The organism is Acinetobacter sp. YH01021 (assembly GCF_013420255.1).
Classification (GTDB): Bacteria; Pseudomonadota; Gammaproteobacteria; order Pseudomonadales; family Moraxellaceae; genus Acinetobacter.
On sequence record NZ_VOYO01000017.1, the window covers coordinates 29,451 to 51,668 of the forward strand.

At 44.5% G+C, this 22,218-nt stretch carries 12 protein-coding genes, 4 pseudogenes and 1 other annotated feature; of the genes and pseudogenes, 14 read left to right on the top strand and 2 right to left on the bottom strand.

What is annotated here, in order from left to right; all coding sequences use genetic code 11:
- Window positions 1-37 precede the first annotated feature (37 nt).
- The 3 genes and pseudogenes from FTT86_RS11970 to FTT86_RS16290 all read left to right on the top strand — a co-directional run.
- On the top strand, window positions 38-1,693 hold the full coding sequence (locus FTT86_RS11970) for an HNH endonuclease signature motif containing protein (RefSeq protein WP_180087508.1): 1,656 nt from the start codon (window positions 38-40) through the stop codon (window positions 1,691-1,693).
- 535 nt (window positions 1,694-2,228) lie between these two features.
- On the top strand, window positions 2,229-3,461 hold the full coding sequence (locus FTT86_RS11975; RefSeq protein ID WP_180087507.1) for an ATP-binding protein: 1,233 nt from the start codon (window positions 2,229-2,231) through the stop codon (window positions 3,459-3,461).
- Window positions 3,462-3,496: 35 nt separating this feature from the next.
- A pseudogene (locus FTT86_RS16290) lies at window positions 3,497-3,601 on the top strand (HNH endonuclease); the annotation flags it as partial.
- Window positions 3,602-3,732: 131 nt separating this feature from the next.
- On the opposite strand, the pseudogene FTT86_RS11980 reads toward FTT86_RS16290, so the two are convergent.
- A pseudogene (locus FTT86_RS11980) lies at window positions 3,733-4,063 on the bottom strand (DUF4236 domain-containing protein).
- A 208-nt stretch (window positions 4,064-4,271) separates the two neighbouring features.
- Between FTT86_RS11980 and FTT86_RS11985 the strand changes: the two are divergent.
- From FTT86_RS11985 to FTT86_RS12020, 8 genes are all read left to right on the top strand, one after another.
- Window positions 4,272-5,138 carry a YafY family protein gene (locus FTT86_RS11985; protein WP_180087506.1) on the top strand — a complete coding sequence of 289 codons (867 nt, stop codon included), beginning with the start codon at window positions 4,272-4,274 and terminating at the stop codon, window positions 5,136-5,138.
- Window positions 5,139-5,148: 10 nt separating this feature from the next.
- Window positions 5,149-5,760 carry a DUF1819 family protein gene (locus FTT86_RS11990; protein WP_180087505.1) on the top strand — a complete coding sequence of 204 codons (612 nt, stop codon included), beginning with the start codon at window positions 5,149-5,151 and terminating at the stop codon, window positions 5,758-5,760.
- Window positions 5,761-5,776: 16 nt separating this feature from the next.
- On the top strand, window positions 5,777-6,352 hold the full coding sequence (locus FTT86_RS11995; RefSeq protein WP_002010699.1) for a DUF1788 domain-containing protein: 576 nt from the start codon (window positions 5,777-5,779) through the stop codon (window positions 6,350-6,352).
- Window positions 6,353-6,393: 41 nt separating this feature from the next.
- Window positions 6,394-10,074, top strand: a complete 3,681-nt coding sequence (gene brxC, locus FTT86_RS12000; protein ID WP_180087504.1) for a BREX system P-loop protein BrxC — start codon at window positions 6,394-6,396, stop codon at window positions 10,072-10,074.
- A gap of 46 nt (window positions 10,075-10,120) precedes the next feature.
- Entirely contained in the window at window positions 10,121-13,627 is a 3,507-nt protein-coding gene (gene pglX, locus FTT86_RS12005; protein WP_180087503.1) for a BREX-1 system adenine-specific DNA-methyltransferase PglX, read from the top strand.
- 43 nt (window positions 13,628-13,670) lie between these two features.
- Window positions 13,671-16,295 carry a BREX-1 system phosphatase PglZ type A gene (pglZ, locus tag FTT86_RS12010; RefSeq protein WP_180087502.1) on the top strand — a complete coding sequence of 875 codons (2,625 nt, stop codon included), beginning with the start codon at window positions 13,671-13,673 and terminating at the stop codon, window positions 16,293-16,295.
- Window positions 16,296-16,324: 29 nt separating this feature from the next.
- Window positions 16,325-18,364 (top strand): protease Lon-related BREX system protein BrxL, encoded by a 2,040-nt coding sequence (gene brxL, locus FTT86_RS12015; protein WP_180005347.1) that lies wholly within the window; start codon window positions 16,325-16,327, stop codon window positions 18,362-18,364.
- A gap of 319 nt (window positions 18,365-18,683) precedes the next feature.
- Window positions 18,684-18,854: a hypothetical protein gene (locus FTT86_RS12020; protein WP_180087501.1), complete on the top strand. Its 171-nt coding sequence runs from the start codon at window positions 18,684-18,686 to the stop codon at window positions 18,852-18,854.
- Window positions 18,855-18,889: 35 nt separating this feature from the next.
- Here FTT86_RS12020 and FTT86_RS12025 read toward each other — a convergent pair whose 3' ends face one another.
- The gene (locus tag FTT86_RS12025) at window positions 18,890-19,594 is read right to left on the bottom strand and encodes an IS6-like element IS1008 family transposase (protein WP_180181286.1); all 705 of its coding nucleotides are present in this window, start codon (window positions 19,592-19,594) and stop codon (window positions 18,890-18,892) included.
- A gap of 61 nt (window positions 19,595-19,655) precedes the next feature.
- Between FTT86_RS12025 and FTT86_RS12030 the strand changes: the two are divergent.
- From FTT86_RS12030 to FTT86_RS12040, 3 genes and pseudogenes are all read left to right on the top strand, one after another.
- A pseudogene (locus tag FTT86_RS12030) lies at window positions 19,656-20,353 on the top strand (IS3 family transposase); the annotation flags it as partial.
- Window positions 19,766-19,882 (top strand) — a sequence feature (AL1L pseudoknot). Its footprint overlaps the pseudogene before it by 117 nt.
- A gap of 247 nt (window positions 20,354-20,600) precedes the next feature.
- Window positions 20,601-21,815: a chloramphenicol/florfenicol efflux MFS transporter FloR gene (floR, locus tag FTT86_RS12035; protein ID WP_000214122.1), complete on the top strand. Its 1,215-nt coding sequence runs from the start codon at window positions 20,601-20,603 to the stop codon at window positions 21,813-21,815.
- Window positions 21,816-21,842: 27 nt separating this feature from the next.
- Window positions 21,843-22,109 (top strand): annotated as a pseudogene (locus FTT86_RS12040) (LysR family transcriptional regulator).
- Window positions 22,110-22,218: the final 109 nt, after the last annotated feature.

Consider the following 22,218-nt stretch of genomic DNA (forward strand, 5'->3'; position numbering starts at 1 on the left):
GCGAAAGTAGGAAAGTGTTGCCTGGAGAAAATAAGAAATGGGTTCTACACGACTATTGACCAATATTATTCAGCGTAAAGTCATGTTGCCAGAAGAAATGACACCTTCAATGCAGCGTGACAATTTTGAAGTGGCACTGACTGATTTTGAAAAGCATCCAATCATCAAATGTTTATTTAAGGCGGATAACCAGCGTTCTACGGAATGTTGGAGCGTGCAAGAAATTGCAAACTTTATTGAGGATTGCACAGAAGATCAAAACATCAATTTATGCATTTTGTATTGGAAAGATATACACGGCAATATTTACATTATTGATGGAGCACATCGTCTTTCCTGTATCTATGCGTGGATTAATAGATATTTTGCGGATGAGCAAGTCACTCAAGCACCTAATTTCAATGATCCACAAAAACAAGATATTCGTTACCTCCGCAATTATTTAGGAGATCTCGCTGATTTTCAAAAAATTTGTACTGATGCCGAATTCGCAGAAAAAAAATCGAAATTAGGCGATATTAAAATCAGTTTCAGGCAGGTACTGGGAACTCCGGAAGATGCGCGACGGGTATTTCAATCGATTAACTCAGATACTAAACGTTTAGATAAATATGAGGAATATCACCTAAGAAATCGCGGTAGTGACGCGTATTATGCGATCTATGCCTGTTGTTATATCAATGACAATAAATCTAACCTAGAAGAGCTCCAATATACACGTTTAAATGAGTTGATTGAGTTAGGGGAGAGGATCCACCAGCTACTTTTTTCGACCATTTTATTAGACAATGAAATGAGTCATGGCAAAAAAATTGGCTTGGTCAATGAGCTGATGAATATCATTGCGGGTGATCAGATTCATAATATTATGAGTCTGAATCAGGGGGAGCGCGTTGAAAACCTAATGTCGCATCTGTTGACCATTCTTTGCAGAATAGCGACGCCTGTAAAAAATGCTGGGGTTCCGAGTTTGGGCTTACATCCATACTTATATTTTTATAAGGATCAGCGTTTTCAGATTACTTCTTTTCTTGCATGGTTTTCAATTGTGTATGAAATTCATGAAAGCCGCATGCAGATTCATCATCGAAAGATTAGTTTCAAGGACTTCACCCGGGTACGCCGTAGTATTGAGTTCTTGATCGCCAATTTCCCCGTGGCGACCACCGAAACGGTCGGCAAGTTCGGCAGTGGTATCAAGGGCTATGATCGGCTACAAATTGTCTATAAAGCCTTTATTTGCTTAAGCTTGGAAATGGAGGTTGATTTTGATGATGAGAAATGCCTGAATACCTTTATTCTGTCCATGTCTAAGGCCTTCAAGTACATAAACTTTAACGAGTTCTATGTCGAAAGGTTTTTGGGTGGTTATGATGATGCAGTAGTCAAGAATGTGGTGGGATATGTGGAGTCGATTAGTCCAATTTCTCGGTCAAAGCCAAAGGCCTTTTCGGCATTAACCAAGAGTCTGCTTAAGCACAATTTTGTGGTGGGTAATCATAACTTTTGCCTCATTTGTGATGGATTGATCTATCTTGATTCTACTGAATCGGATCATAGGATTGCCAAAGCCGTAGGTGGGCAAGGCGTTCTAGAGAATGGTCTGCTGGTTCATCCCATCTGTAATAGGATGAAATCAGATCTGAGCCTGGAAGAGATTAGAGCGGATTTGTTTGGTGAATTACTGTATTGAGCAGCAGAGGGGGTAAATTAATTTTCTAAAATTTATCAATGATTTAACTTTTGAGATATTCAGCCAATGTGGTTGTTTTTAATTCACTTTAGAATCACAACCAGAAACTAGCTGTAGTTTCTGAATGACCGTCAAGGTCCTTAGTTTTGCCTATAGATTCCCCCTATGGGCATTTTTTTTGATCAAAAACATGTATAGGTGACTTTAAAATAAACCTTTTAGCAATTCATACGCAATAAGGCTGATACCATTAGCACAATAAAAATGAGTTCCACTCTAGTTAACATCTTAGTTCCATTTACTTTTCACTTAATTTATATAGCAGTTAACTCGTAGCATCAATGAAATAACATAACATGGAAAATAATCAAAAAGACAGAATTTGGATTTTGATCAGATCTGCTGTTTACATGCTTCTACAGTAGCTTTGAATGTTTCACTTAACCTTTAAACTTTTTCTAAAATTAAATATATTTACATATGAGTTCTAAAATTTGATAGAATTTATTAAAACTTTAGATTCTAAGTGTAAATAATGAGAAGCGCTAATATTCGACGTGATGGCTACTTAAAATTTCTGAATACATGGCAAGACCGTGATGTCATTAAAGTACTTTCAGGTGTGCGTCGCTCTGGAAAATCCACCTTATTGGCGATGTTTCAACAAGACCTAAAAGCACAGGGTGTACAAGGCGAAAACATCATTGCCATCAACTTCGAATTTATGGAATTTGAAGAACTCACCGATTACCGTAAACTACATGATTATGTATTGTCCAAAGTTGATAAAAGTAAAAAAAACTACGTTTTTTTAGATGAAATACAACATGTTACAAATTTTGAGAAAGTAGTCGACTCCTTATATGTTCGGGATTATATCGATTTATATATTACAGGCTCAAATGCATTCTTTCTAAGTGGAGAACTTGCGACTTTACTTACAGGACGCTATATCGAGCAACACGTTCTACCTCTGTCATTCCAAGAATTTAAACAGTGGCATATTGAAAATAATCCGATCATCCAACAATTATCCAATCGTGATTTGTATGCCATGTATACGCGCAGTAGTTTCCCTTATACGCTTGCCATGACTAGCCAGCAGGAAACTTATGATTACTTGCAAGCGGTCTATGCCAGTGTAATGTTTAAAGATGTTATTCCCCGTTTGAATACTGCCGATATTAACTCTCTCGAGCGTGTCGCAAGATATTTGGCAAGCGTGACAGGCTCACCTATTTCCATCAATAAAATTAAAAATACCTTTGTTTCAAGTGGGGTTAAGATTTCATTTGAAACAGTAAAACGCTATATTCAGGGCTTACAGGACAGTTTGTTATTTTATAGTGCCGCACAATTTAAAGTACGCGGGCGTGAGTTATTACAATCCTCTGAAAAATACTATTTAGTTGATGTCGGATTGCGCCGGATTATGTTGCCTGATGCTAATGCTGATCAAGGTCATATCTTAGAAAATGTGATTTATCTTGAGCTTGTCAGACGAGGTTATACGGTCTATGTAGGGCGGGTTGATGAATATGAAATTGATTTTGTTGCTGTCGATACTTTACAGAATTTAACTTATTATCAGGTGGCATTAGAAACGCTCAATGAGGAGACACTCAGCCGAGAGTTACGTCCATTACAGAAAATTTCTGATTCGTATCCCAAATATTTACTTACCTTAGACACGATAGGGACTGAAGCAAATTATAATGGTATTGTAAAAATGAGTGCTCTCGATTGGTTGCTATCTGAAAATAAGTAAAGTTGAGGGTAGTCATCGGCACTTCTATTTATTGATCAAAACCCAAAGACTTTTCAGCATTAACCAAGAATGTGATCAAGCATAATTTCTACTCCATTTGTGATGGATTGATTTACCTCGACTCGATTGAGTCAGATCATCATGATTGAGCTACAGTCGCTTACTGAAAGTAGCGAGAATTGCGCTGGAGTTTCTGAAGGATATTAATTCCTTAGTTTGCCCATTCATCCGTGTGGGCATTTTTTTTGATTAAAATACAATGCTGTTCTTGCTAAAAAATGACGGCACCCACCATAAAACACAATATTCCAAAAATAATCCAAGGCCAGATCTTTGTCTTCGGTTGTTCTAAATTCTGAGGATTATATTCCGTGTGTTCTAGCGATGTCGGTTGTGGAACACGGGTCTTTTTAGAGTAAGGCTGGTGTTTAGAGTAAGATAGTCCCGTACCTGGAATACCGACACTGGTTCGCGTACCTTTTTTCCCCAATATTTAGAGAAGCACCAGGTTTGCCAATGCTGGCACTGCTGATGCCTTTATGGGTCAGATTAATTTTAAAACCCGGGAATAATTTAATACTTTTACGAAATCTAAAACCCATATTGCTCTCATTCTAAAACTTAGCTCAATTCACGCGCTATACTAGGATCCATGATCTGCTAGAGATCGTAGTTTGACGGCTATCATCAGGATACTAGTATATTTTTTATCTGGTGATTGCAATACTACCTTTAAATACCGTCAAAAATGTTTACTGTATATTTGCTGTAGGGTAATCTTAAAGCTGCTATTTATTGACTGATTGGTATATGACGACAGATAAGCATGAAGTCCTTCTCAGAATGAGAGCCATTGAACTCCTTGCATACTGGGAAGGTCGTTTGGTTACCAATCGTTTGACGAGCTGGTTTGGACTTAGTCGACAGCAGGCTTCTGCGGATATCAAGCGCTATAATACGCTGTATAACCCCGATGCCTTGATTCATGACCCCTCAGTCAAGGGTTATGTGCCTAAAGCCAGCTTCCAGCCTGTACTGACTACAGCGCATATCAATGAATATCTCAATATGCTCTCGGGCTTGGTCAGTGAATCACATGCCCTGATTGCGATGCCAGAACCGAATCTTGCAGCAGTTCAATTACCTGATCGCAGTGTACGTCCTGAAGTGATTCGGGAAGTTTTGCGTGCCTGCCGAAACCAAAACACTTTAAAAATGATTTATGCCTCGATGCAGAATCCGCAGTGGCATGAACGCATCATTTCCCCACACACCCTGGTGTATACCGGTTTTCGCTGGCATGTCCGTGCCTATTGCCATCAGAGCAAGCAGTTTAAGGACTTTTTACTCTCCAGAATTGATCGCACACCTGTTGTGGTGGCGATTGAGTCAGTAGACCCTGCTCAGGATCAGCAATGGCATGAAGAAATTGTACTGACGCTGATCCCTAATCCAAAATTGAACTCATCACAACAAGCGCTGGTCGAAAAAGACTTCGGCATGCCTGATGGCAGATTACAGATTCCGGTGAAAAAAGCCCTAGCTCACTATACCTTGCAGCGATATCAGGCCGCGATCACGCTGGCTGAGGCGGATGATGCCTTGAAATATCCCTTGGTACTACAACGCTCAGATATCAAAAAGCTGTCGTCTTACCTGTTTGATCAGGCCTCATAGGAGATTGGCCATGTTAGAACAATTTCATTATGACAGTGACCTGATTGGTGGCTCCCTGATGGTGCGTGAAAGCCGGCTGATCGCGGATCTGTTATTACGAGAAGCGATTCCAGAACAATGGCATCAGGCAATTCAGATTGACAATATTCTGCAAAAAAGAACGCCTGCTTCAGCCCAACGTAACGCCACTGCCATTCGTAAGCGTCTTGAGCGCTTAGAGCCTGATTTCTGGAAAGCTTTGCGTGATGGGGATGATGAGCTGGCGACCCAGGTGGCTTTTTGTGGCGCACTGGAACGCAACCTGTTGCTGCTTGAGTTTATGGAAACGGTGATGAGGGATGCCTATATCTCCCAGGCGCAACACTTGGACAGTTATATCTGGTCAGATTTTTTGGATGAACGCTCACAACGTGATCCGGATATCTGTGATTGGAAAGAGTCCAGCAAGAAAAAAATGGGGCAGGTGGTCTTTCGCATGTTGGCAGAAGCCGGTTACTTAAAAAGTACCCGTAAGATGGAGTTGCAACGTGTGATCGTCAGAGCAGAGCTGCGTAGCCTGTTGGAAGAACATTATAAACAACGCATTAAAAGGTCAATGGAAGTGTCGCTATGGACGCGTTAGTTGTAGAGGGGCAGCAATGAGTCAAACAATACATGAGCGTCTGAACCAGATTCCAGAGCGAATTCTTTCCACCGAGTTTCTCACCGGGCAAGGACTGGGCAATGAAATTGGCTTCTGGATTTTTGATTATGCACCTGAAGATGAGTTGAAGGTGCGCGAATATCTGCATTTTCTAGACGGGATGCTGGAGAAAAAACACAGTCAGCTGAAGGTGGTGAATATCAACCTGCTGCAAGCCGTGGTGGATTATCTGGCTGAGCGTAACTTCATCGATAAAGCCATTCAAATGCAAAAAGCCAAAGGCGATGAAGCGCTGCTCAAAGCCTTAAAGGGCCCACTGCATATGGATAAGTTCGCGCCTTATCTGGTGAGTAAATATGCCACCAATGCGCAAGATATTGTGTTGATGACTGGGGTAGGGTCGGTTTGGCCACTGTTACGTGCCCATCACTTATTGAACAGTTTGCATTCGTTACTGGGGCATAAGCCAGTGGTGCTGTTTTACCCGGGCTATTACGACGGTCAAGCGATGAGTTTATTTGGAAAAATTCCAAGCAACAATTACTACAGAGCATTCAGATTAGTGCCTTAAACACGGCAAATAGAAATAAGAATTCGGGGGAATGGATTGAGATGAACATTAAAGAACTTTTTTACAAGCCATTAGATCGTGCGATAAACGGGGTGGTCAAGGCAGACCAGAATGACAATACCACGGTATATCAGGAACTCGATGAATACGTGGTCACCAATGAGCTGGAAAAGCATTTTCGGGACTTTTTCCAGTCTTATGGTACAGACCTAAGCGATCCTTCGATTGCTAACCGAGTCGGCGTGTGGATTTCAGGCTTCTTTGGCTCAGGTAAATCACATTTCCTGAAAACCTTGTCGTATATTCTGGCCAATAAAGTGGCACGTGATGCGCAAGGTAACGAGCGTAGCGCCGCAGAATTCTTTGATGAAAGCAAAATTCGTGATGCGTTTATCCGTGCGGATATTGGCAAGGCCGTCAGCCATCATGCCGATGTCATCCTATTTAACATCGACAGTAAAGCCAGCTCCAATGATGATGGCAATCCGATTCTGAATGTGTTTTTACGTGTGTTTAACGAGTATCAGGGTTTTAGTGCTGACCATCCACATATTGCCCATATGGAACGTCACCTGAGCCAGAAAGGTGTCTACGAACGCTTTAAACAGGCGTTTGAGGAATCTAGCGGCATGTCCTGGCTAGAGGAGCGTGACGGCTATCAGTTCTATCAGGATGATGTTGAAACCGCGATTTCCCAAGCCCTCAACTTATCTGCTGAAGCTGCACACAAGTGGTTTGAGGATTCTGAGCAGACCTTTAGTGTTTCGGTGGAAAACTTCTGTCAGTGGGTGAAAGAATACCTGGACAGCAAAGGACCCCAGCAACGCATGTTGTTCTTGGTCGATGAAGTGGGGCAGTTTATTGGCAGCGATACCCGCTTGATGCTGACATTGCAAACCATTACTGAAAACCTGGGTACGATCTGTAAAGGCCGCGCTTGGATTATCGTCACCTCACAGGCAGACATCGATGCTGTTTTAGGTGAGATGTCTTCTTCCAAAGCCAATGACTTCTCCAAGATTGCTGGACGTTTTAAAACCCGGTTATCGCTGTCCAGTTCCAATACCGATGAAGTCATCCAGAAACGTTTATTACGTAAAACCCCGGAAGCTGAAGCACTGCTCAGATCAGTGTTTGAGCAAAAGGGTGATATTCTCAAAAATCAGATTACCTTTGACCGTTCAGGCCCAACACTCAAGAACTATGAGGGGCCAGACAGCTTTATCCATAACTATCCTTTTGCGCCGTACCATTTCCAGCTTGTGCAAAAAGTTTTTGAAGAAATCCGTAAAGTTGGTGCGACCGGCGCACACCTGGCCTATGGTGAGCGATCTATGCTGGATGCCTTCCAGATGGCCGCGAATGCGATTGCCACAGATGAAGTCGGGGCACTGGTTCCTTTCCACCGCTTCTATACTTCAGTGGAAGGCTTCCTGGATACAGCGGTTAAACGTACCATCGACCAGGCAGGGCAGAATAAAACTCTGGATGGTTTTGATGTGCAGATGCTGCGTACCCTGTTCATGATCCGCTATGTCGATATCATCAAAGGTACCTTGGATAACCTGGTGACTTTGTCGATTGAGAAAATTGATGAAGATAAGCTGGCATTACGCAAGCGGATTGAAGAAAGCCTACTGCGTCTGGAAAAAGAGAGCCTGATTACTAGGAATGGTGATGAGTTCCTGTTCCTGACCAATGAAGAACGCGATATCACCCGAAAAATTAAAGCCACAGACTTAGCAGCTTCAGAAGAAAATAAAGAGTTAGCCAATCTGATCTTTAAAGATTTACTGCGCGATCAGAACAAATACCGCCATCAAGCCAACAAGATGGACTATCAGATTGGACGTTTTCTGGATAGCCATAGCTTGGATGGCAAGTATGAGAGTGATTTGAAAGTCGAAATCATTTCTCCACTGGATACGGAATACAACCTCTACACTGAAGCTTACTGTATTGGTAAAAGTACTCAGGCCGAAGGACAAGTGCTGTTTAAACTGGCAGACGATAAGCAATTCTTTAATGAACTGCGCACCTGGCTAAAAACCAATAAATTTATTCGGTTAAATGATGATGGCACTCAGTCCGATATCAGCCGTATCCTTGCAGACCGTGGCCGTGAGAACCAAGAACGTAAAAAACGCCTGCGTGTCCGGGTCGAAGAAATGTTGCTGGACGCGGAAAGTTATGCCTTGGGTCAACATCTACAACTTTCATCTTCAAGTCCAACCACCAAGCTGGATGAGGCTTGTCGTTATTTGCTGGAAAACACTTATACTAAACTGAGCTATTTGCAGGTCTATCAGCAGGATGCCTGGCGTGAACTGAACGCCGTCTTGACTGTCGATGATATGGCGCAGCTCGGATTGTCTCTGGATGGCGGGCAGAGTAATCCGAAAGCCCTACAGGAAGTAGAGCAGTACATTGCACTACGGGCCACTGGTACAGAGCGTATTCTGGTCTCGGATGTGGTCGATCGTTTTGCCAAACGCCCTTATGGTTGGCCAGATGCTGAGATTTTACTGTTGGTAGGTCAGCTGGCTGCGATGGGGCGGATTTCTCTACAGTTAAATGGTGGCAGCTTACAGTTAAAAGATGCCTTTGAGCCTTTACAAAACAGCCGTCGTCGCCGTGATGTGTCGATCATTAAAAAACGCCAGACTGATGATCAGGTGTTGAAACAGGCACGCCAACTCACCCAAGAACTGTTCTCGGCCATGGGACCAGCGACAGAGAAAGAGCTATTTGAATTTTATACCAAAAACTTTAAAAATTGGTTAGCCAACTTTAAGTCGTATAAGAGTAAAACTGATGTCGGGCAGTTCCCGGGCAAGAAAGTGATTGAAAAGTCGATTCTGACTTTGGAACGTCTGCTGGCGAATAGCGACAGCTTCGATTTCTTTAAAGCGGTGGTTGAGAACAGGGACGACTATCTGGATCTGGAAGAAGATTATCGTGACATTCATGAATTCTTCAGCAACCAGATGCCAAGCTGGCAACAACTGCAACAGGCCTTACGTCATTTTGAGAAAAACAAACAGGCGCTGGGCAGTGATGAGGTGGCAAAAAAAGCCCTCTCCGAATTACACCGTATTTCGACCCTCGAATCGCCCTACGGCCTGTTAAATAAAGTCGCTGATTTGGTTCGTACAGTGGAAAGCGTCAATGAGCAATTGCTGACTGAGAAGCGCAATCAGGCGATAGAACACATTGATGACAAAATCAAGCAGCTGGAAGCCGAGATTAAAAACAGTGGTATTGCCACCGCTGAGCTGAGTAACAAGCTATTACGCCCACTGCAATTGCTCAAAGCGGATATTGAAGAGGAAACTAGCCTATCCACCATCTATATGCTGCAAACCCAAACCGCCGTGGAGCGTTTTGATGAAGCCTTGTATGAGCTGGAACGAGAGGTTCAGGCTGAAATTCAGCGTCAGGCTAAAGCTGCACAACTGGCTCAGAGCAAAGCAGAGAGTATAACCAACACTGCAACCATCTCCAGCCCAGCAACATCAGAACCTGCTGCGAGTCCGGTACAGCCTGTGACAGCCGTAGTGCCACCGAAACCTGTTGTCGAAGTCGATGTCGCCAGCATTTACAGCAAAAGCTCAAGTAGTGTCTATCTGGAAACAGAAGAGTCAGTAGATCAGTTTGTAGACGCACTCAAAGCTGAATTGAAAAAAATTGTGGGTGATAAAAAGCGTGTGCGTATTCGCTAACTTGGGTTAGGGATATCGGCATCAGTCATTAATTAAAGGTTTTAACATGAATACCAGTAATATTAAAAAATACGCACCGCAAGCACGTAACGATTTTATCGCAGCGATGCGCAAGCAGGCCGCCAAGTATGGCATCACCGCAGACAGCATTTTACCGGCTGAACAGAAAGGCGACTTGCTGCTGATTGGCGATCAGGTTTTTCCGCTATCCGTCATGAAAACTCGTGAGAAGCTGATCAAGCGCATTCAAACCAGCAGTTTTGAGCAGACGATTGATTATATCGCTTACAGCTGGTTTAACCGTCTCTGTGCGATTCGCTACATGGAATGCAAAGGCTTACTGGATCATGGCCGTCGTGTACTCAGTAGTGCCGATGGTAGTGCAGGCTTGCCACAGATTTTGGAAGAATGTCTGGATATTGACCTACCAGGTTTAGATGCCAGCCGTGTGGCTGAACTGAAGCTGGATGGCAATAAAGACGAAGAGCTGTATCGGGAACTGTTACTGGCTCAGTGTCATGCGTTGAATCAGGTCATGCCACTCTTGTTTGAACAGGTTTCTGATGAGTCTGAACTACTGTTACCGGATAACCTGACCAAAACCGATTCGTTGATCCGTGATCTGGTCAGCAGCATTCCGGAAGAAGACTGGTCGGATGTGCAGATTATTGGCTGGCTGTATCAGTTCTATATTTCTGAAAAGAAAGATCAGGTGATTGGTAAAGTCGTCAAGAGTGAGGACATTCCTGCCGCGACACAGTTATTCACCCCAAACTGGATTGTGAAATATCTGGTGCAAAACAGTGTTGGTCGTCTATGGATGATGGCACAGCCGGAAAGTACCCTGGCCAGTGAGTGGGAATACTATATTCAGCCGGCTGAGCAAAGTGATGAAGTCAATGCCCAGCTGAAACAGCTGATTGATGTACGCATTAGTGAAGATGGCGATACTTTAAACCCTGAAAGCATTACGGTACTCGATCCGGCTTGTGGTTCGGGGCATATTCTGGTGGAAGCCTACGATTGCTTAAAAGCCATTTATTTGGAACGTGGTTACCGCAGCCGTGATATTCCACGTTTGATTCTGGAAAACAACCTGTACGGGATTGATATTGATACCCGTGCGGCACAGTTAGCCAGTTTTGCGCTGCTGATGAAAGCGCGTGAAGATGACCGCCGTTTATTTAGCAATCCACCGAAGCTGAATATTATTGCGTTACAGGATAGTCAGTCAGAACGACTGCAAGCATTCAGTCAGGACTTGGCAAGTACCGGTATTGCGCAGGCGGATTTAAAAGAACTGCTAAATCTATTTGAACACGCTTCGACCTTTGGTTCTTTGATTCAAATCCCTGAAGCATTCGCGAAGAAACTGCCTGAGTTAGAAACCAAGCTGAATACAGCATCAGAGTCAGGCGATATTTTTGCACAGCAGTCGGCACAAGAATTGTTACCTCTAGTCCAGCAAGCGAAATTACTAGTTAAACAATATGATGCAGTAATTGCAAACCCGCCGTATATGGGCGGGAAGGGAATGAATACAGCACTGAAAGATTTTTCTAAAAAGAAATTCCCTGATAGCAAGTCAGACCTATTTGCCATGTTTATTGAACGTGGTTTTGCTTGGTGTAAGGACAGTGGCTTCAACAGTATGGTCACTATGCAAAGCTGGATGTTCTTGTCCTCTTATGAGGCAATGCGCGAAAAGTTGCTACAGAATCGAAGTATTTTTGCACTGATTCAAATTGGATATAACAGCTTTCCAGAAATTAACTCTAAAGTAGCTCAGGCATGTTGCTTTACAATTTTAAAGACAAAAATAAAATCGTTTAAAGGTACTTATGTCAATCTTAATAATGCACCACAAGCAGCGGATAAAGATAAAGTTTTCTTAAGAAGAACCTCTCAGATCATTTTTGATAGAGTCCAAGAGGATTTTAAAAAAATTCCCGGTAGCCCTGTAGCGTATTGGGTGAGTGAAAAGGTAAGGGAGATTTTTGTTAATAACCCATCAATTAGCGAAGTCGCCGATGCACGTCAGGGACTTGCGACAGCGGATAATAACCGCTTTTTACGCTTTTGGCAGGAAGTAGATATCCAAAAAGTTGGCTTTGGAATGGAAAACCGAGAACAAGCCCAATTTTCAGCAAAAAAATGGTTTCCTTATAATAAAGGGGGCGAGTTCCGTAAGTGGTACGGAAATCAAGAGTATCTAATAAATTGGGAAAATGATGGAAAAGAATTATTTGATTTCATTCCTAAATCAGTCATCCGCAACCCTTCTTATTATTTCAAACCATCTGTTGGCTGGTCATTTGTAAGTTCATCTTATTTCGGTGTTAGGTATTACCCAAAAGGATTTATTTTTGATGTGGGCGGATCTTCTTTATTTCCTCAAAAAGAAAATATATTTAGTAACCTTGCGGGCTTTTTATGTTCACATATTGCCCCAGATTTAATGAAAGTATTGAACCCAACACTTAATTTTCAGGTAGGCAATGTCGAGCTGCTTCCTTATATCAATGTAAAGGATAGTGACTTCGGAAAAAATTGCATAGGGATAGCCAAAACCGACTGGGATTCTTACGAAACCTCTTGGGACTTCACTGAAAACCCAATTATCCGTACGGGGCAACCAAATCTAGAACAAGCCTTTAATACATGGCAACAGCAAAATGCTGACGCCGTCGCTGAAATGAAACGTCTGGAAGAAGAAAACAACAAGCTATTTATTGACGCTTACGGTTTGCAGGATGAACTGACGCCAGACGTACCGGACGAGCAAATCACTTTAACCCGTGCCGATCGTGAAAAAGACAGCCAACGTTTAGTGTCTTATGCACTTGGCTGCATGATGGGACGTTATAGCCTGGACGAACCAGGTCTGATCTATGCCCATGCAGGCAACCAAGACTTTGATGCCAGCCGTTATCAAAAATTCCCAGCCGATGCAGACGGCATTATTCCATTGACCGAAATGCACTGGTTTGAAGATGATGCAACGCGCCGTATTCAAGAGTTCTTAACTGCGGTGTGGGGTAAAGACACACTAGATGCCAATATGCTGTGGCTGGCAGAAAGCTTGGATAAAAAAGCCAGTGAAACCGCTGAAGACACCATTCGCCGTTATTTGGCGAGTAAGTTCTATAAAGATCACATGCAGACCTATAAAAAGCGTCCAATCTATTGGTTATTTAGCAGTGGGAAGCAAGGGGCTTTCCAGGCGTTAGTGTACTTGCACCGCTATAACGAAAGCACTTTGGCACGTATGCGTACTGAATATGTGATGCCACTGATTTCAAAAATGACAGCGATGGTTAACTCTTTGCAAAGTGAAATCGAAAACAGTGATTCTGCTGCTGAAATCAAACGTAAAGAAAAAGAACTACAAAACTTGCATAAGCAACAGGCTGAACTGAGTAGCTTTGAAGAAAAACTGCGTCATTACGCCGATCAGCGTATTTCGCTGGATCTAGATGATGGGGTGAAAGTGAACTACGGCAAGTTTGGGGACTTGTTGGCTGAAGTCAAAGCGATTACGGGGGAGAAGTGATGAATAGCTTTTCTTGCGAACGAGATCATGCAGAGGTGTTTGCATGAACTTAAATCAACTTCAGCAAGGCCTGGAACAAGCCTTTTATACTGAACAGCACCGAATTGTCTTTTGGTATGATGCAGAACAGTCATTTACTGAAGAAATCAAAGCCCTAGAGCTAAATGATGTCCAGATTCTGAATATGGCAGAAGAATCCAGCCTTGCGATTAAGCTTAAACTGGAACTTGAGGATCAGCAGGGTAAATACTTGCTGTATTTCCCCAGTGCTGAGCCTGAAACCGAAAAAGACTGGTTACTGGACATCAAGCTGTATTCCCGCAGCTTCTATGCCGATCGTTTCTCGATTATTTTTAATGAGCTGGGTTTACAGCAGCAGAGTCTAAGAGAACATCTGGCCAAACGTGAAGAGTTCCTCAAAGCCAAAGCGCGTCTGAGCACCTTAAAACGCTATATCCAGCCTGATGCAGATGCACAGGATCTGGATATGGCCATGATTGCAGCTGTGGTCAAGGCTGACAGTGCCGAGCTGATGCATATTGTCTTGGCGTTGGCAGATGAAATGGTACAGCAGAACCTGGCTCTGGAAGTCAATCCAGACTCCTTTGCTGAACTGGAAAAATTCCAACTGGTGCCAGCTTTAGTCACCGCATTACAGGCGGAAATTGGTTATCCAGCATCGGTTGAAGAATTGAATGGGGAAGCACCATTCAAGCTCGGTACGTTCTTTATCCGTTTGATGAGCACAGGTTTTTGTGAAAGCCTGGGCGATATACCGCTATGGGCTCAAGAACTGGTGATGTCATCTGTCAGTTCACGTGCGACGGCTAGAGCCTTCTTGTCACGCTGGAGAGACAGTTCCAAATACTACCCAACCTTTGATAAGCTTTCCCAGAGCGTGGCCAATGCACTGCGGATCCAAGAAAAGGTCGGGGCTTTTGATCTGGAGCAGCTGCTCGATGTCATGACCTTTGAAGTGATTGAACAAAAGATCATTGTTGATTTGGCCAGTCATATCCCTGCAGCAGCCAAAGCTGAACTGGAACATTTCAGAACGATTATTTCTACCCGTCTGGATGGCTATTGGGCTTCCAAACATAAGGACGATGCAACCCGCCGTAAATACCGTACCGTCTATACAGCGTTGCAGGCAGCGATTGAGCTGTTCAGTCTGCGACAGCAGTTTGATTCTGGGTTCTATTTCGACTCCAGCGAAGCCTTGTATAAAGCCTACGAGCAGGAGTTGTATCGCTTTGATATGGCCTATCGCCACTACAGTGCTGCTTCTCAACGCGCTCATGTCGATATCCTGAAAAAACTCGATGAAGAAGTCGAAAATTGCTATTCCTACTGGTTTATTGACCACTTGGCACGAAACTGGGGAGAGCGGGTTGAAGCTGAGCAACGCTTGAATGTCTGGAAAGTGGCAGATATCCCAAATCAGCAGAACTTCTACGATACTCACGTCAGACCCTTACTCAGTTCTGCAACGAAACGCCGTATTGTGGTAATTATCAGTGATGCTTTCCGCTATGAAGCTGCGGTAGAGCTGCGTGATCGTATCAATGAAAAGCGTTATTCCGAAGCGACCTTGTCTTCACAGCTGGGCGTTGTCCCAAGTTACACCACACTGGGCATGGCCTCGTTATTGCCGCATCAGACTTTGGAGTACAAAGAGGCCGCAGGGGATGATGTATGGGTGGATGGGCAGTCCAGCAAAGGGACTGCAGCACGATCAAAAATTCTGGCGGCCTATAATGGTCTGGCCGTGACCGCTGAAATGGTAAAAGGCTGGTCGCGTGATGAAGGTCGTGAAGCACTGAAAGACCATGAGTTGATTTACGTTTATCACAACGTGATTGATGCACGCGGTGACAGCGCCTCGACAGAATCAGAAACCTTTATGGCGGTAGAACATGCCATTGAAGAGCTGACCGAACTTAGCCGCAAAATCTTAATGCACTTCAATATTTCTACCCTGTTGATTACAGCCGACCATGGCTTCTTGTTCCAGCAAAGTAAACTGGAATCTGCGGATCGTTCAAGCTTGACTGAAAAACCTACCAATACATTGAAGAGCAAAAAACGCTATGTGATTGGGCATGGTTTACCAGAGAGCAAGGAAGCCTGGAAAGGCTCAACCCAAGCTACGGCAGGCACATTATCTGCGACTGATTTTTGGATTCCAAAAGGGGCGAACCGTTTCCATTTTGTAGGAGGCTCACGTTTTGTGCATGGCGGCATCATGCCTCAGGAAATCGTAGTGCCTGTACTAACGGTAAAACAGCTACGTGGTGAAAAGGCTGGACAGCGGACCAAGCGTAAAGTTGAGGTCATTTCTACCAAATCCACGCTGAAGATGGTCAATAACATCCAGAAGTTTGATTTGATGCAAACTGAAGCTGTCAGTGAGCTGGTCATGCCAGTGACTTTATCCATTGCCATTTATGATGGGGATCTCAAAGTTTCCAGTGAAGAAACTTTGACTTTTGATAGCAGTACCGACTCTGTTGCCGATCGGGTCAAACAGGTCAGATTGTCATTGTCTGGCACTGATTTTGACCGTAAGAAAGATTACTTCCTGGTACTGAAGGACAAAGACCTGAATATCGAGATGCAACGCTATAAGGTCACCATTGATCTAGCATTTACCGATGACTTCTTCTGATAACGAATTAACGATAGAGCGTAGCCTACATGGAATCTGCTAACGATAAAGAACTGGATCAGCTGCTGAATGAACACTTTGCTGGGCGGGTGGTACGTAAGGATCTGACTAAACTGATCAAAGAAGGGGCCAATGTCCCGGTCTATGTACTCGAATACCTGCTAGGGATGTACTGTGCCTCGGATGATCCAGAGATCATTGAACAGGGACTACGTAACGTAAAGACCGTGCTGGCAGAGAACTATGTACGACCTGATGAAGCTGAGAAGGTGAAATCCCTGGTTCGTGAACGGGGTAGTTATAAGGTCATTGATCGGGTGACCGTAAAGCTGAATGAGCGTAAGGACAAATACGAAGCATCATTTAGTAATCTGGGCATCAAAGATGCCGAAATCTCGGCAGGCATCGTCAAAGAGTATGAAAAATTACTTGTTGGTGGTATCTGGGTCATTGCTACGCTCAGTTATTATTTTGAAGAAGGACAGACTAGTTCTCCATTTGGGGTGAGTTTACTCAAGCCGATTCAAATGCCGAATATGAATATGGATGAACTCTTCAGTGGCAGAGCAGCATTAAGCACTGATCAGTGGCGCGAGAGTTTAATCCGTTCGATCGGCATGGAACCGGCTTCGTTAAAAGAGGACGTGCAATGGCACCTATTAGCGCGTATGGTTCCATTCGTTGAAAATAACTATAACGTCTGTGAACTGGGACCACGCGGTACCGGGAAAAGCCATATTTACAAAGAGTGTTCACCGAATAGTATTTTAGTCTCCGGTGGGCAAACGACTGTCGCCAACCTGTTCTATAACATGAGTAGCCGCCGTATTGGTCTGGTGGGCTTATGGGATGTGGTAGCTTTTGATGAAGTCGCCGGTATTTCCTTTAAGGACAAAGATGGCGTGCAGATCATGAAAGACTACATGGCCTCTGGATCTTTTGCCCGTGGCCGGGAACAAATGGAAGCCTCAGCATCAATGGTTTTTGTGGGTAATATCAACCAAAGTGTGGAATCCTTGGTAAAAACCAGTCATCTCTTGGCACCTTTCCCTGAAGCCATGATCGATGCAGCATTCTTTGATCGTTTTCATGCGTATATCCCAGGTTGGGAAATTCCGAAGATGCGCCCGGAGTTCTTCACCAACCGTTATGGATTAATCGTTGACTACCTTGCTGAATTCTTCCGAGAAATGCGTAAACGTAGCTTTGCGGATTCTATTGAGAAGTACTTTAAGTTAGGAAACAACCTGAATCAGCGTGATGTGATCGCCGTTCGTAAAACTGTATCTGGTTTGATGAAGTTGCTCTATCCACATGGTCAATTTGATAAAGAAAATGTACGCCAGTGTCTGGAATATGCACTGCAGGTGCGCCGTCGGGTCAAAGAACAGCTGAAGAAAATTGGAGGGATGGAATTCTATGATGTGCATTTTAGCTATATCGACAATGACACCCTAGAAGAGCATTTTGTTTCGGTAAAAGAGCAGGGTGGAGGTGGACTTATTCCCGAAGGTCCTGCTAAACCAGGCTTCCTGTATACCATTGGCCTTAGTAATAAGGGCATGCCAGGCTTATACCGCTTAGAACTTCAAGTCACTAAAGGTTCAGGAAAGTTGGCGACATCTGGCTTATGGAATTCAAGTAGTGCCAAAGAACAGGTCAAGATTGCTTTTGACTACTTCAAGGCCAATGCATCCCGGATCTCGGGGGGTAGTAAGGTGCTGGAACATGACTTCCACTTACATGTGGTGGAGTTACAGAATACCGGGCCGCTCAGCCATCTTGCCTTGCCAAGTTTAGTGGCTTTCGCTTCAGGCCTGTTAGGACGATCGGTACAAAGTCAGATGGTGGTACTGGGTGATATGAGCTTGGGTGGTTCAGTGACACCGGTGGAAAGTATTGCCGAATGTCTGCAAGTTGCTTTTGATGCGGGTGCCAAGAAGGTTGCTTTACCAATGAGTAGTGCGGCAGATATCCCAACGATTCCTGTGGAACTGTTTACCAAGTTCCAGACCAGCTTTTATGCAGATCCGGTGGATGCGGTGTTTAAAGGGTTAGGGGTGGATTAATTTCATATCTGTCTGGAAGAGTTACAGTAGATTGTTTTAAATTCAGTTTCTCAAGTTAAACACCATGTTGTAAAAGCATAATACTGCCTCTTTAAAAGAGGCAGTATTTTTTCTAGTCCGTGATCATTAAACAAAAAGCAATGAACTGTACTGCTGAACCAAGAGATTAATGAAAGACTCAAAAGAGAGAATTATCATATTTATAGTCATTCTTGATTGCTTTCTATTCTGGGCTGACTATTGTGGGCAGGACATTACCTCACTATTGTAAAATATTGAGATAATCATTATTTCAAGCAACTCGAGAGGCTTAAATCTCATGACTAAAAAATCTTCTGAACCTCACGCGAAAATGTCGGCAGAATCTCAAGAAAAAGTACAAGAACCCGCTAGAGAAATGAAGGATGAAAAAATCCCTTTACCCGAATTGCATCAGACCAGGGATGTTTCTGAAAAAGTAACTGAATCCAGAGGGCACTGTTGCAAATAGAGATTTGAGTCGATGAAGTTCCTTTTTAAAAGTGCTTAGAGACCGAAAACCCTGTTGATTAGACACACTTCACCTTGAGGCTGACCATAATAAAATGACGATGCTTGTCCTTTACGTAGTGCACGCATGACTTCAATACCTTTAATTGTGGCATAAGCCGTCTTCATAGATTTGAATCCTAATGTGGCCCTGATGATTCTCTTTAACTTACCATGATCACATTCAATGACATTATTTTTATACTTAATCTGCCTGTGCTCAATATCTACTGGACATTTTCCTTCTCGCTTTAACCGTGATAAAGCATGGCCATAGGTCGCTGCTTTATCTGTATTGATGACCCGTGGAATTTGCCATTTTTTCACCGTATTGAAGATTTTTCCTAAAAAACAATAGGCTGATTTACTGTTCCGTCTAGCGGAAAGGTAAAAGTCAATCGTATGACCACGTTGATCAACTGCACGATACAGGTAAGTCCATCGCCCCTTCACTTTGATATAAGTCTCATCCATATGCCATGAATGTAAATCTGTAGGATTACGCCAATACCAGCGTAAACGTTTTTCTATTTCAGGAGCATAACGTTGAACCCAACGGTAAATAGTCGTGTGATCAACATTCACACCCCGTTCGGCCAGCATTTCCTGCAGTTCACGATAGCTAATGCCATATTTACAATACCAGCGCACAGCCCAAAGAATGATTTCGCCCTGAAAATGCCGACCATGGAAAGGATTCATATGCTGCACCTTTAGCTAAAACAGTCTTCAGCTTACCATTCGTGGTTATTTGCAACAGTGCCAACAAAATCCAGTTAAAGTACAGCAGCTTTCAGACCAAGAACGTATCAAACAACTCGAACGCGAAAATAAAGAACTGCAACGCGCCAATGAAATTCTACGTAAAGCAGCCGCTTTTTTCGCCCAGGCGGAGCTCGACCGCCCACACAAATAATGGTGGATTTTATCCATAATAATAAAGAGCTGTACGGAGTCGAGGCGATTTGTAGAATTTTACCGATCGCACCTTCAACCTATTACCGGACTCTAGATCTCTGTGAAAATCCAGAACATCGAGCAAAGCGAGATTTACATGACTTGCATCATGCTGAGGAGATTAAACGAATTTGGAAGGAAAGTTCAGGTCGGTATGGTGTACGTAAAGTCTGGCAAAAACTGAAACGTGAAGGCTATATTATTGCGCGCTGTACTGTTGCTCGATTAATGCAAAAGCTAGGTATAAAAGGTGTTTGGCGTGGTAAGAACAAACAAACCACCCGTAGCCGAGATGATCAAAAACGAGCGGATGACTTGGTAAAACGTAATTTTACTGCTGATCATCCTGACCAACTGTGGGTGAGTGACTTTACGTATATTCAAACAAATTCAGGCTGGGTTTATACTGCATTTATTATTGATGTGTTCTCACGAGCAATTGTTGGATGGAAAGTATCGACACGGATGAATACAGATATGGTGCTCGATGCATTGGAGCAAGCATTTAGGGCGGCAGAGGGGGCTGGAACGCTGAGTGCGCCCATGCCGCATTGCGAAGCAAAAGATAATCGGATAAAATGTAGCAATTCATATTCGTAAGCGTGGAGTAATCAGATGGGAAATTCCAAGTCAGCAGACAAGTAAGCCGCAACAACCAGTATTGTTGTTGCGGCGCTCTGTAAGGCTAGTCTCATCTGATTGCTGACGAGCAGACGTCGCCCGGTATTCCTTAATCGAGGGTTGATTCGTCATGACCACCACACGCCCCGCGTGGGCCTATACGCTGCCGGCAGCACTGCTGCTGATGGCTCCTTTCGACATCCTCGCTTCACTGGCGATGGATATTTATCTCCCTGTCGTTCCAGCGATGCCCGGCATCCTGAACACGACGCCCGCTATGATCCAACTCACGTTGAGCCTCTATATGGTGATGCTCGGCGTGGGCCAGGTGATTTTTGGTCCGCTCTCAGACAGAATCGGGCGACGGCCAATTCTACTTGCGGGCGCAACGGCTTTCGTCATTGCGTCTCTGGGAGCAGCTTGGTCTTCAACTGCACCGGCCTTTGTCGCTTTCCGTCTACTTCAAGCAGTGGGCGCGTCGGCCATGCTGGTGGCGACGTTCGCGACGGTTCGCGACGTTTATGCCAACCGTCCTGAGGGTGTCGTCATCTACGGCCTTTTCAGTTCGATGCTGGCGTTCGTGCCTGCGCTCGGCCCTATCGCCGGAGTATTGATCGGCGAGTTCTTGGGATGGCAGGCGATATTCATTACTTTGGCTATACTGGCGATGCTCGCACTCCTAAATGCGGGTTTCAGGTGGCACGAAACCCGCCCTCTGGATCAAGTCAAGACGCGCCGATCTGTCTTGCCGATCTTCGCGAGTCCGGCTTTTTGGGTTTACACTGTCGGCTTTAGCGCCGGTATGGGCACCTACTTCGTCTTCTTCTCGACGGCTCCCCGTGTGCTCATAGGCCAAGCGGAATATTCCGAGATCGGATTCAGCTTTGCCTTCGCCACTGTCGCGCTTGTAATGATCGTGACAACCCGTTTCGCGAAGTCCTTTGTCGCCAGATGGGGCATCGCAGGATGCGTGGCGCGTGGGATGGCGTTGCTTGTTTGCGGAGCGGTCCTGTTGGGGATCGGCGAACTTTACGGCTCGCCGTCATTCCTCACCTTCATCCTACCGATGTGGGTTGTCGCGGTCGGTATTGTCTTCACGGTGTCCGTTACCGCGAACGGCGCTTTGGCAGAGTTCGACGACATCGCGGGATCAGCGGTCGCGTTCTACTTCTGCGTTCAAAGCCTGATAGTCAGCATTGTCGGGACATTGGCGGTGGCACTTTTAAACGGTGACACAGCGTGGCCCGTGATCTGTTACGCCACGGCGATGGCGGTACTGGTTTCGTTGGGGCTGGTGCTCCTTCGGCTCCGTGGGGCTGCCACCGAGAAGTCGCCAGTCGTCTAACCGACGACTGGTAGCAGGCCCGCTCCGATGCGGCGCACTAACCATCGAAACCTCGTGAATGTCGGTATCCTGTCTGGCAGGATACCGCTCATTTCCCTTGTTCAGTTCATCGCCGTCGCCGAGCATCTGAATTTTCGGCATGCGGCCAAGGCACTTGGTATCAGCTAGTCGAGCGTCAGCGCGCGTGTGAAAGCGCTGGAGGATAACCTTGGTGTCCTGCTATTTGAGCGCCATGCGCGGGGCGTTCGGCTAACAGACGCAGGCAGGCACTTCATGGGGCACTGTTGCAAATAGAGATTTGAGTCGATGATGTTCCCTTTAAAAAGTACTTAGAGACCGAAAACCCTGTTGATTAGACACACTTCACCCTGAGGCTGACCATAATAAAATGACGATGCTTGTC